General features: G+C 70.1%; 12 protein-coding genes. All 12 read left to right on the top strand.

Annotated features, from left to right (window positions below; translation table 11 throughout):
* The first annotated feature begins 94 nt into the window (after positions 1–94).
* On the top strand, positions 95–2,308 hold the full coding sequence (sctV, locus tag BTE28158_RS03345) for a type III secretion system export apparatus subunit SctV (RefSeq protein ID WP_124628131.1): 2,214 nt from the start codon (positions 95–97) through the stop codon (positions 2,306–2,308).
* Complete coding sequence (gene sctS, locus BTE28158_RS03340) at positions 2,305–2,583, top strand: type III secretion system export apparatus subunit SctS (protein WP_006751731.1); 279 nt, start codon at positions 2,305–2,307, stop codon at positions 2,581–2,583. The genes sctV and sctS overlap by 4 nt, the downstream gene beginning before the upstream one ends.
* Positions 2,583–4,622, top strand: coding sequence for a type III secretion system outer membrane ring subunit SctC (gene sctC / locus BTE28158_RS03335; RefSeq protein ID WP_151049389.1), 2,040 nt, complete (start codon positions 2,583–2,585; stop codon positions 4,620–4,622). The genes sctS and sctC overlap by 1 nt, the downstream gene beginning before the upstream one ends.
* Positions 4,603–5,961 (top strand): type III secretion system inner membrane ring subunit SctD, encoded by a 1,359-nt coding sequence (gene sctD / locus BTE28158_RS03330; RefSeq protein WP_174919676.1) that lies wholly within the window; start codon positions 4,603–4,605, stop codon positions 5,959–5,961. The genes sctC and sctD overlap by 20 nt, the downstream gene beginning before the upstream one ends.
* A 145-nt stretch (positions 5,962–6,106) precedes the next feature.
* Positions 6,107–6,328, top strand: a complete 222-nt coding sequence (locus tag BTE28158_RS03325) for a hypothetical protein (protein ID WP_040141234.1) — start codon at positions 6,107–6,109, stop codon at positions 6,326–6,328.
* A gap of 124 nt (positions 6,329–6,452) precedes the next feature.
* Complete coding sequence (locus BTE28158_RS03320) at positions 6,453–6,935, top strand: hypothetical protein (protein WP_151052675.1); 483 nt, start codon at positions 6,453–6,455, stop codon at positions 6,933–6,935.
* Positions 6,936–6,988: 53 nt separating this feature from the next.
* Positions 6,989–7,873 carry a type III secretion system inner membrane ring lipoprotein SctJ gene (gene sctJ / locus BTE28158_RS03315; RefSeq protein ID WP_174919673.1) on the top strand — a complete coding sequence of 295 codons (885 nt, stop codon included), beginning with the start codon at positions 6,989–6,991 and terminating at the stop codon, positions 7,871–7,873.
* Complete coding sequence (locus tag BTE28158_RS03310) at positions 7,870–8,610, top strand: SctK family type III secretion system sorting platform protein (protein ID WP_151052575.1); 741 nt, start codon at positions 7,870–7,872, stop codon at positions 8,608–8,610. The genes sctJ and BTE28158_RS03310 overlap by 4 nt, the downstream gene beginning before the upstream one ends.
* Entirely contained in the window at positions 8,592–9,221 is a 630-nt protein-coding gene (gene sctL / locus BTE28158_RS03305) for a type III secretion system stator protein SctL (protein WP_059600083.1), read from the top strand. The genes BTE28158_RS03310 and sctL overlap by 19 nt, the downstream gene beginning before the upstream one ends.
* Entirely contained in the window at positions 9,218–10,603 is a 1,386-nt protein-coding gene (sctN, locus tag BTE28158_RS03300; protein WP_124901250.1) for a type III secretion system ATPase SctN, read from the top strand. The genes sctL and sctN overlap by 4 nt, the downstream gene beginning before the upstream one ends.
* The gene (locus BTE28158_RS03295; RefSeq protein WP_174919671.1) at positions 10,596–11,285 is read left to right on the top strand and encodes a hypothetical protein; all 690 of its coding nucleotides are present in this window, start codon (positions 10,596–10,598) and stop codon (positions 11,283–11,285) included. Before sctN ends, BTE28158_RS03295 begins: the two co-directional genes overlap by 8 nt.
* On the top strand, positions 11,279–12,088 hold the full coding sequence (gene sctT, locus BTE28158_RS03290; RefSeq protein ID WP_059526749.1) for a type III secretion system export apparatus subunit SctT: 810 nt from the start codon (positions 11,279–11,281) through the stop codon (positions 12,086–12,088). The genes BTE28158_RS03295 and sctT overlap by 7 nt, the downstream gene beginning before the upstream one ends.
* Positions 12,089–12,097 lie beyond the last annotated feature (9 nt).

Below are 12,097 nucleotides of genomic sequence, written 5' to 3'. Positions count from 1 at the left end.
TGTCGCGTCGCTACACTCGTCCCATTCAACGGTCCGCGCGACACGGGGCATGACGGCCCGTGCCCGCCGGCGACAACGACAGGACGACGGCACGATGGCAGAACCGAAGGCGCTCCCTCGCGACTGGCAGCGGATCTTTTCCGCCGCCCGCAGCGTGTCCGGGCGACGTCTCGGGGCATCGCCGCGCGCCGACCTGTTTCTCGCCGCGTTCATCGTGTCGGTGGTCGCGCTGTTCATCCTGCCGCTGCCGCAAGCCGCGCTCGACGGGATGATCTCGCTGAATCTCGCCGCCAGCGTCGTGTTGCTGACGGTGTCGACTTACGTGCCTTCGGCCGTCAGCTTCTCGTCGTTTCCCGCACTGCTGCTGTTTACGACACTGTTCCGGCTTGCGCTGAACATCGCGTCGTGCAAGCTGATCCTGCTGCACGCGAACGCGGGCCACGTGATCGACGCGTTCGGCCGGCTCGTGGTCGGCAACAACGTCGTGGTGGGCGGCGTGGTGTTCCTCGTGATCGCCGTCGTGCAGTTCATCGTGATCGCGAAGGGCTCCGAGCGGGTCGCCGAAGTCGGTGCGCGCTTCTCGCTCGATGCGATGCCGGGCAAGCAGATGAGCATCGACGCGGACCTGCGCGCGGGGATCATCAGCGCCGACGAAGCGCGCGAGCGTCGCGAGAAGCTCGAACAGGAATCGCAGATGCACGGCGCGATGGACGGCGCGATGAAGTTCGTGAAGGGCGACGCGATCGCGGGCCTCGTGATCGCGTTCATCAACATCGTCGCGGGCATCGCGGTCGGCACGCTGATGCACGGCATGGACATCGGCGAGGCGCTGCAACGTTACGCGATCCTGACGGTCGGCGACGGGATGGCGTCGCAAATCCCGTCGCTGCTGGTGTCGATCGCGGCCGGCATCGTGACGACGCGCGTCGCGACGCGCGACACGCGGCAGCGCCAGCTCGGCGAACAACTGGGCGAGCAGCTCGGCGCGCATCCGCGCGCGCTGCTGATCGCGGCGCTGGTGCTGGCCGGCTTCCTCGTCGTGCCCGGTTTTCCGAAGTGGTCGTTCGCGCTGATCGCGTTTGGCCTCGGCGCGTTCGCATTCACGCAGCTGAAGCGCAAGACGACCGCGCCGAGCTTCAACCTGATTCATATCGCGGGCCGCATCGGCGCGACCGACGACGGCCAGCCCGCGAAGGTGTCGCATGCGGCGGGCGTCACGTCGCTGATCGCGGTGTCGCTGTCGGACGACCTGCGCACGACGCTGAACCTTGCGCAGCTGCAGACCGCGCTGTCGAGCGCGAAGGCGCGCGTCGACGCGGATATCGGCACGGTATTTCCGCGCATCACGCTGAACGACGACGAGGGCGCAGCGGCCGGCACGTACCGGATCTATCTGCAGGACGTGCTTGCGGCGCATGGCGCGCTGAAGCCGGGCTGGCTGCTGTGGGACGGCGTCGCGCCGCTGCCTGAGCGCGCGGAGCGCCAGCCGGCCGAGGCGTTCGGCCCGTTCGCGACCGCGCTGTGGATCAAGCCAGACGGCGCGGCGCCGGACGGCAAGTGGCTGACGAGCGAAGGCGCGCTCGCCGCGCACGTCGAACAGATCGTGCGCCAGCATGCGGACGAGCTGATCGGCATCCAGGAAACGCAAGCGCTCGTGCACCTGGTGCGCCGCGAGCATCCCGAACTCGTCGGGGAACTGACGCGGCTCGTGCCGCTGCAGCGCGTGACCGAGGTGCTGCGCCGGCTGCTTGCCGAACAGGTGCCGATCCGAAACCTGCGCGTGATTTTCGAAAGCCTCATCACGTGGGCGCCGAACGAGCCGGACGACGTGATCGCGCTGGTCGAGCTGGTGCGCGTCGACCTGCGCCGGATGATCACCGATCGTCATGCGGGCGCGACGCGGCAGCTGCGCGTCGTGCTGTTCGAGCAGAACCTGCAGGAGCGGATCGAGAACGCGGTCATGCGCACGAAGCAGGGCAATTTCCTCGCGCTGTCGAGCGCGATCAAGCAGGACATCGGCGAACAGGTGCGCGCGATCGTGCAGGCCGCGACGTCGGCGCAGGCGGCCGGCGCAGGCGGCCATGGCAACCCGCAAGGCGCCGCGCGGCTCGCGGTGATGGTCGCGCTCGGCGCGCGTCGCTACGTGAAGACGATCCTGCAGCCGGTGCTGCCCGAACTCGCGGTGCTGTCGTACCAGGAGGTCGAGGAGGACGTGCAACTGCATACGGTCGGCTGGGTGAAGAATCCGCCCGACGACGGCACGCTCGGCGCGGGCGCCGGCGTGCGCGCGCCGGGAGTCGCGCAATGACGAGCTCGACGATCCTCGACCTGACCCGGCAGGCGCTGATGCTGGTGCTGCTGCTGTCGCTGCCGATCGTGCTGATCGCCACCGTCACCGGCCTCGTGGTCGCGATCCTGCAAGCGGTCACGCAGGTGCAGGACGCCAATATCGGCATCGCGGTGCGACTGATCGCCGTGATGGTCGCGCTCGTGCTGCTGTCGGGCTGGCTCGGCAGCGAGGTGCTGCGCTTCGCGCAGCAGGCGCTTGAACGCATGTTCGTTTCTTCCACAGGAGTGCTTTGATGCGCCGACGCGTCACCCCGATCCGGTTTCAACCGCGCCGCCTGCAACGGGCCGCGCTCGCCATGTGCGCGACCGCGCTGCTCACGGCATCGCTGTGCATGACGGTCGCGCAGCCGGCGCGCGCGGCGGACCTGCGCTGGCGCAACAAGCCGTTTACGATCGTCGCGAACGGCAAGAAGATCGGTGACTTCATTCGCGAGCTCGCATCGTCGCAGGGCGTGACGGCCGTGGTCGACCCGAAGGTCGACGGCGTGATCAGCGGCCGCTTCTCGGGCACGCCGCAGCAGACGCTCGACACGATCTGCTCGACCTACGGGCTCACGTGGTACTACGACGGCTCGTTTCTGTACGTCGACCCGGCCGACCAGTCGCAGACGCAGATGATCCCGATCCCGCCGAACGCGGCCGGCGAGATCGGGCGCGCGCTGCAGGCGATGCAGATTCCCGACAAGCGCTACACGCTCGTGATCAACGACCGCGCGAACAGCGTATACGTGGCCGGCCCGCGCCGCTACGTGGAGCTCGTGCGGCAGGCGGTCGGCTCGGTCGGCGATCCGTCGGCGAACGGCGCGCATGCGGACATCCGCGCTTTCCGCCTCAGGTACGGCTGGGCGTCCGACTTCACGATCAACCGCTCGGGCAAGGAAGTGACGGTGCCGGGTGTCGCGACGATCCTGCGCCGGCTGTTCGGCAGGGGCGGCGGCACGAGCGAACTGCCGTCGAGCACGCCGCTCGGGCAGGCCGCGCGTCAGGTGAAGCTCGGCTCGGGGCTGACGATCGCCGTGCCGCGGCTCGACTTCCCGGACATGTCCGGCGGCGCGCGCCAGGGCGGCTATGGCGCGGCGGACAGCAGCGCGGGCGGCTTCTCGCCGTTCTCGAGCGGCGGCGGTGGCGACACGCTGCCGCAGATCGTTGCCGATCCGGCGATCAATGCGGTGATCGTGCGCGACCTGCCGGAGAACATGTACCGCTACCAGTCGCTGATCAACCAGCTCGACGAGCGGCCGCGCATCGTCGAGATCAACGTGACGATCATCGACATCAACGAGGATTCGCTCGACAGCCTCGGGATCGACTGGCGCCTGCACACGACGCACGGCGACGTGCAGATCGGCAACGGCCAGAATCCGCTGAACGGCAACACGCAGTTCAACGGCGCCGGCAATCCGCCGCTGACGTTCGGCATCGGCACGTCGGAAACCGGGCAGACGGGCGCCTTCATGCCGACCGGGATCGCGCTGACCGCGTCGATCGGCGGCTCGTTGCGCAACTACCTGCTCACGCGCGTGAACGCGCTCGCGCAGAAGGGGCAGGCGCAGCTGCGATCGAAGCCGAAGGTGCTCGCGCTCGACAACACCGAGGCCATTCTCGAGAACCTGACGCAGTTCTACGTGCAGGTGCAGGGTTACCAGGATTCGTCGCTGTACAGCGTGACGACCGGCACGAGCATCAAGGTGACGCCGATGATCGTCGACGAGGCGATCCGCAACGCGGCCGCCGTCTCCGGCAACCCGCAGAGCGTGATGATGTCGATCGACATCCAGGACGGCAACATCGTGCCGGGGCAGGCCGTGTCGAACGTGCCGGTGATCCAGCAGCGCAACATCGTCACCAAGACGATGATCGACGAAGGCAAGAGCCTGCTGATCGCGGGCTTCAACGACGACGAGGTGAGGCTGAACAAGAGCGGCGTGCCGTGGCTGTCCGACATCCCGCTGATCGGCAACCTGTTCAAGTACACCGACAAGTCGGGCAACCACATGGAGCGGTTCTACCTGCTGACGCCGCGCGTGGTGACGACCGCGTCGATGTATGCGCCCGACGGCTCGCCGGTGAATCCGGGCGCGGACGGGCCGGCCGGTTCGAACGGCACGTCGATGTACCGTCCGCCGGACAACGACATCGCGGTGCCGCTCACGCCCGCGCCGCTGCCCGGCACGAAGTTCGGCCCGCCTGCGCTGCCGCCGCCGAAGGATTCGGCCGCGCAGCCCGTGGCGACGACCGCAGGAGCGTCCACTCATGTCGACGACCATCATTGATCCGCACGGCGACGGCGCATTGCCCGGCGGTGCGGGAGGCGCCGCGGCCGGGTCGGCCGCGCTCGTGTCGCCGTGGAACCTGTGCTTCCTGAGCGGGCCGATGTACGGCCGCACGATGTCGCTCGCGCGCGGCGCGAACTGGGTCGGCACCGCGGCCGACTGCGAAGTGATCCTGCCCGATCGCGAGATCGGCGCGAAACAGGTGTGCCTGCAGGTCGGCGCGCTCGCGGTGACGGTGCAGAACCACGGCGGCGACGGCGGGGCGCCGGTGCTGTTCAACGACGAGCCGCTCGGCGCGGGCCGCCGCTCGCTGACGCCGCATGACGTCGTGACGGTCGGCTCGATCCGGCTCGGCATCGCGCGGCACGCGCAGGCGAGCGTCGCGCTGCCGGATGAGACCGGTGCGCCGGATACCGCGCGCGAGGCCGCGTGGCTCGGCTGGCTCGCAGGCGGGCTGCGCCGCCTCGGCAGCCGGCGGCTCGTGATCGCGCTGGTCGCGCTGTGGCTCGGCGTGCTGCTGGGCGCGCTCGGCTACGGCTTCGTCACCTGGTCCGGGCGCCTGCCGTGGCAGCACGAATCGGTGCTCGCGCGCACGCACCGGCTGCAGCAACTGCTGCACGCGTATCCGGAGCTGGCCGTCGCGCCGCGCGACGACGGCGTAATCGTGTCGGGCTACGTGAGCGATCCGGCCGCGCGCGAACGCGTCGCGCAGATCGTCGCGGGCGTCGACAACGCGGCGCTCGGCAACATCTACGTGGTCAGCGACCTGGTCGCGACCGCGCAGACCTATTTCAGCGACACGGCGCTGACGGTCGCGTATCTCGGCCGCGGCCGGATCGAATTGACGGGCGCGGCCGAGCGCGCGCAGATCGAGCCGCGCATCCGCAACTACATGAAGGACGCGCGTCCGGCGCTCGAGGTGGTGGACCACGTGCGCGACGCCGATGCCGCCGCGCCACGCACCGCGACGACGCTCGGCGGCGTCGCGGGGATTCCGGAGATCACGACGGTATTCGCGGGCGACGGCGACCAGCGCTACATCGAGATGGCGGACGGCAGCCGCTATTTCGAAGGCGCGCGGCTGAAGGAGGGGCCGACCGTCGTGTCGATCGGTCCGGACGCAGTCGTGTTCGAGCGCAACGGCCAGCGCATCACGATGCCGCTTGGCGGCCCGTCCGCGAGCGCGCCCGAGCGCGCGCCGGCGCCGCCCGTGCCGCCGCTCGCGAGCGGTGCGGCGGCAGGCGTCGCGCAGCCGGTGCCGGGCCCGACGCTGCTGCAGGAGGCGCCGGCGGCGCCGGCCGTCGCGGCCGCTGGTGCATCGAAGGAGGCGGCGCACTAGCGTCGCGACAGGATTTGCGCATCGCGCGTCGCGCGGTGCGCGCATTACGCGACACGCCGCATGCATGCGGCGCGTCACGTCACTGGCGGGGCATGGGGCCGCCGCCGGAAAGTGGATGACGTTCTTCACGCAAAAGGAGCGAAATATGGGTGCCTCAGCAGCCGGTAGCACGGGTGGTCCGAACGACACGACCCAGGTCCAGCAGCAGGCGGACGACCTGACCAAGACGCAGCTCGAACTGACGAAGATCAACTTCCAGGTCCAGCAGTCGACCGCGACGTTCGAAACCAGCAACGCAGTGACCGCGCAGGAAGGGACGGCGAACGCCCAGGTTGCGCAACACCTGAGTTCCGCCGGCCGCGCATGACGCCGGACGCCGGCCGCGCCGCGCGACGCCACATGCCCGGGCAGCCCGTGCAGGGTGCCTGGCGGGGCGCGCGTGCGTGTCGGCCGGCTCGTTTCCGGCGCTGCCGGTCAAGGAGGACACGATCATGTCGGTAACAGGCGTAGGTGCAGCACCGCCGGGCGCGGCCGCGCTCGCGGGCGCCGTGCAGCAGGCGGGCACGGCGTCCGATCCGGCGCAGGTGCGCCAGTTCGATGCGTTGATGCAGCCGGGTACCGCCGCGGGCTCGCCGTCGGCGTCGGGCGTCGCGATGTCGCGCGCGCCGGCCGATGCGGCGCCGGCGGTGCAGATGACGCCTGCGACACCCGCGCAGGCGAATCATGCGTCGCTGGTCGAGCGGTTGCGCACGTACGGCAACGATCTCGACACGCGGTACGCGAACATCGACAAGCATCGCACCGAGATGCTGACGTCGATGGCGGACAACCGCAGCGATCCGCTGATGACGATGGTGAAGGCGATGGATTTCCAGTGGACGGCGACGACCACGATTTCCGAATACCAGTTGAGCCTGTCGGTCGCGCAGGCGGCGAACGGCTTCACGCATACGGTGCTGAAGACGCAGGAGTGACGAAGGCCGGTGCGTGTGCCTGAAGCGGCCGCGCGCCCTGAAGCGGACAAACGATGACGACGATCGATTCGACGCCGCGCATGCATGCGTGGCGCAGCCGGGCAGCGCGTGCGCTGCTCGCGGGACTGCTCGCGCTGCTGGCCGGCTGCCAGAAGGAGCTGTACTCCGGCCTGTCGGAGCGCGACGCGAACCAGATGGTCGCCGTGCTCGGCGATGCGGGCATCAGCGCGTCGAAGGACAACGACGCGCGCGACACGTCGGATCGCAACGCATGGCAGGTGAGCGTCGCGGACGGCGACATGCAGTCGGCGCTCACCGTGCTGCAGGCGAACGGGCTGCCGAAGCCGAGCTATGCGAGCCTCGGCGAGCTGTTCAAGAAGCAGGGGCTCGTGTCGACGCCGGCCGAGGAGCGCGTGCGCTATCTGTACGGCGTGTCGCAGGACCTGTCGCGCACGCTCCAGGACATCGAGGGCGTGGTGGTCGCGCGCGTGCAGGTCGTGATTCCGGAGAACGATCCGCTCGCGGACAAGATCAAGCCGTCGTCGGCGGCCGTGTACATCCGCTACCGGCCCGGCGTGGACCTGCGCGCGATGGCGCCGATGGTCAAGGATCTCGTCGCGCACAGCATCGAAGGGCTGCAGTACGACAACGTGTCGCTGTTCCTGCAGCCGGCCGCCGCGCGCACGACGCGCGTGGACGGCATCGGCAGCGCGGTGTCGGACGTCCTGCGGCTGCGCTCGCCGCTCGGCTGGCTGGTGTTCGTGCTGATCCTGCTGACCTGCGCGGTGATCGCGCTGTCGGCCGCGCGGCGCGGGATGTTCGGCGCCCGGCTGGCCGGGCTGGTCGGCACGCCGCGCGGGGCGAACGGGACCGGCGGTGCGTCCGCGTCGTCGGGTAGCGGCCTGCGCACGCCGGACGGCGCGCGCGACGGCGCATGAGCGAACACGCTGCGCTGCCGCCGGGTGCCAGGCCCGATGCCGCGTCGCTGCCGTGGCTGCAACCGCTCGCGCCGCCGCCTCCCGCGCGGCGCGCGGCGTTTCACGCGCTCGTCTGCGAATTCAACCTGCGCCCGGACCGCTATCTGCACGTGACGCGCGTGCCGGCCGAGTGGCCCTCGCGCTATCGCTCGCCCGACGCGTTCGGCCCGGCCGGCCGCAAGCTGCTTGCTCGTCACCTGCTCGATGCGAACGGCGTGGCCGGACTCCACGACTTCGACGTCGCCAATCCGTGTGCGCGGCTCGCGCTGCTGCCCGGCGCGGCGCTCGAGCAGCTCGCGTCGTATACAGGGCTGCTGCTGCATCGCGGCTGGCTGCGCGACGCGCTGACCGTGCGCCGCATTCGTGCGGAAGTCGCGGCGAAGCTCGGCGGCGACGCGCTGGAGCTCGCGCTCGAGCGCGCGCCGGAATTCGGCGCGCTCGCGGACACGCTCGAACCGTGGCGTGTCGATCCGGCCGCGCTGCCGGTGGTGATTCGTGCGCGCGGCGGGCGACTGCTCGCGGATTTCATCGGCGTGGCCGGCGACGCGGTCGCGCGGCGCGCGCGCCTGAAATTCAACCGCGCGATCGACAACGAAGCGCCGTACTGGCTGAATCGCGCGCAGCGCGACCAGTTCGGCGAATTGCTGTTCCTGTTTCTGATTCCCGAGAGGCTTGCGTCATGGGACTGGCTTTTCTGATCACGAGCGACAACCTGCAGCTGCTGTCGGAGCGCAAGGTGCTCAAGGAGCGCGAATACGCGGCGCTGCTCGACGCCTCCGCAGTGATCGCGACCGCGCGCGACGAGGCCGCGCGCATCGTCGCCGATGCGCAGCGCGAATTCGACAAGCGCCAGGCGGCGGGCTACGACGAGGGAATGCGCCGCGCGCAGCGCGAGCATGCGGCGCAGGCATACACGCAGGCGCTGGCCGCCGCCCGGACGATGGAGTCGATGAAGGATTCGATGGCCGACATCGTCGTGAAGGCCGTGCGCGCGATCGTCGGCGAGATGGGCACGCAGAAGCTCTACGAGGCCGCGCTCGCGCGGATCGCGCCGCTCGTGCGCGACGAGGCGTTCCTGATCGTGCGGGTCGCGCCGGGCCGCGAGGACGAGATGCGCGACGCGCTCGACCGCGCGTTCGCCGGACAGTCGAATCGTCAAAGGATCCGCATCGTCGAGGATGCACAGCTCGAACGCCACGCGTGCACGGTCGAGACGCCGTCCGGGCGCATCGACGCGAGCCTCGACCTGCAGATCGACGCGCTGCGCCAGGCGATCCGCCGCGATGCGCTGAAGGGCACGACGCGATGAACGTGCCGCTCGACGATCCGCAGTCGTTCGGCGGTGACAGCGACGACGATGCGGCGCCATTCGATCGCGGCCGCCTCGTCGGCGACCTCGACGCGGGGCTCGCGTTCTTCTCGCCGGTGTCGGTGCAGGGCCGCGTCAATCACGCGGTCGGGCAGATCCTCAACGCGACCGGCATCCGCGCGCGGCTCGGCGAGATCTGCGAGTTGCGCACGCCGAACCAGCCGACGCTGCTCGCCGAAGTGGTCGGCTTCTCGCGGCAGACCACGCTGCTCACGCCGCTCGGCGACGTGGCCGGGCTGTCGCCGGAGACGACCGTCGTGCCGTCCGGGCGCGAGCACGTGTTCCCGGTCGGCGAAGCGCTGTTCGGCCGCGTGCTGGACGGCCTCGGCCGCCCGCTCGACGATCGCGGGCCCGTGACGGGTGCCGCGTGGGTATCGACGCAGCAGGACCCGCCGAACCCGCTTGCGCGCAAGATGATCGACACGCCGTTTCCGACCGGCGTGCGCGTGATCGACGGCCTGATGACGCTCGGCATCGGCCAGCGCGTCGGCATCTTCGCACCGTCCGGCGTCGGCAAGAGCACGCTGCTCGGGATGATCGCGCGCGGTGCGCAAGCCGACGTGAACGTGATCGCGCTGGTCGGTGAACGCGGCCGCGAAGTGCGCGAGTTCATCGAGCACAGCCTGTCGCCCGAGGTGCGCGCGCGCTCGATCGTCGTCGTGTCGACTTCCGACCGTCCCGCGATGGAGCGCGTGAAATCCGCGCTCGTGGCGACCGCTATCGCCGAGCACTTCCGCGATGCGGGCAAGCGCGTGCTGCTGCTGGTCGATTCGCTGACGCGCTTCGCGCGCGCGCAGCGCGAGGTCGGCCTCGCGAGCGGCGAGCCGCCGACGCGGCGCAGCTTCCCGCCGTCGACGTTCGCCGTGCTGCCGCGCCTGCTCGAACGCGCGGGCCAGGGCGCGACCGGCTCGATCACAGCGCTGTACACGGTACTCGTCGAAGGCGATGAGGAATCCGATCCGATCGCCGAGGAAGTGCGCTCGATCCTCGATGGCCACATCGTGCTGTCGCGCAAGATCGCGCTCGCGAACCGCTATCCGGCGATCGACGTGCTCGCGAGCCTGTCGCGTGTGATGCCGCTCGTCGCGAGCCGCGCGCATCAGCAATCGGCCGCGCGCGTGCGCGAGCTGATCGCGAAGTACCAGGAGATCGAGCTGCTCGTGCAGATCGGCGAGTACCGCGAAGGCAGCGACCGGCTCGGCGATCTCGCGCTGCGTGCGCGCGATGCGATCGGCGCGTTCTGCGCGCAGGTTTCGCACGAGGACGTGCGTTTCGACGCGCTGCTCGCGAAGCTGACGAAACTCGCGAACGACCATGTCTGAAGCCGACGACCGTCTCGTGCTCGCGACGCTTGCGCGCCTGAAGCGCGTGCGCGAGATGCGCAGCCAGATCGCGCGCGTTGCAGCCGCGCGCCAGCAGGGCATCGCCGCGCAGAGCCGCCGCGCGCTCGATGCCGCGCACGCGCAGCTCGCGCAGCAGGTCGCCGCGAAGGCCGCGATCCAGACGCGGCTCGCCGACGACCTGCGCGAGGCGCGCGCGCTGCAGAACGCCGCGGCCGACACCCGCACGTTCGATCGCCACATCGGCGTTGCGAATGCGTCGGTCAGCGAAGCCGCGCACGTGCATCGTGATCACGAGGCGACGCTCGCCGACCTGCAGCGCGCCGCGCGCAAGGCGAAGGCTGCCGAGGACAAGCTCGACAAGGCTGGCGAGAAGGCATTGCATGCGCGTGCCGCGCGGGTCGAGCACGACGCTGACGAAGTTGCGGATGCGCATGCGGTGCGGCGTTTCGCGACGGCGGGCGTCTGGGCGGGCGATGCGCACGCGCATGCGTCGGAGCAGCCGGAGATGGCCGCCGTATTCGATGCGCAGATGGTGTCGCGGCCGGCGGATGCGGATGCGGATGGGACGGACGCGGCCGACACCTCCGACCCGACCGCCGCAGACACTGCACCCACCCCCGCCGCCGACCCGGCACCCGCCGCCGCGGACCGCCGATGCTAGACCACGCCGCGAACTTCAACGACATCGCCGGCACGCTGCGGCCGCTGCTCTACGTGATGCCGCGCCTGCTGCCGGTCATGTTCGTCGTGCCGGTGTTCAACGAGCAGATCGTCACGGGCCTCGTGCGCAACGGAATCGCGGTGGTGATCGCCGCGTTCGTCGCGCCGGTGATCGACCCGGCGCAGGTCGCCGCGCTGCCGTTCCTGATGTGGTGCCTGCTCGTCGCGAAGGAGGCGGTGGTCGGCATGCTGCTCGCGGGCGCGTTCAGCGCGGTGTTGTTCGCGATCCAGGGTGTCGGCTACCTGATCGATTTCCAGACCGGCAGCGGCAGCGCCGCGTTCTTCGATCCGATGGGCGGGCACGAGGGCGGCCCGACCTCGGGCTTCCTCAATTTCGTCGCGATCGCGCTGTTCGTCACCGCGGGCGGCCTGCAGGTGCTGGTGCAACTGTTCGCGCAGTCGTACGCGTGGTGGCCGATCGGCTCGCTCGGCCCCGATTTCTCGTCGATGCTGGAGACCTTCGTCGTGCGGCAGACCGACACGATCTTCGAATGGATGGTGAAGCTCGCCGCGCCCGTCATCATCGTGCTGGTGCTCGTCGAGCTCGGCATCGGTCTCGTCGGGCGCGCGGTGCCGCAGCTGAACATCTTCGTGTTCGCGCAGCCGGTGAAGAGCGCGCTCGCGGTGCTGATGATGGTGCTGTTCCTGCCGGTGGTGTACGCGTCGCTGCATGCGCTGCTGAGCCCCGACAGCGGGCTGATGGCGCTGCTGCGCGCGCTGTTCGCCGCGCACGGCGGCGCGTGACGGCCCGCC

It is taken from the genome of Burkholderia diffusa, from assembly GCF_902499115.1.
Classification (GTDB): domain Bacteria; phylum Pseudomonadota; class Gammaproteobacteria; order Burkholderiales; family Burkholderiaceae; genus Burkholderia; species Burkholderia diffusa.
The sequence above is the reverse complement of the archived record's forward strand: the minus strand, read 5'-3'. Positions and strand labels throughout refer to the sequence as shown.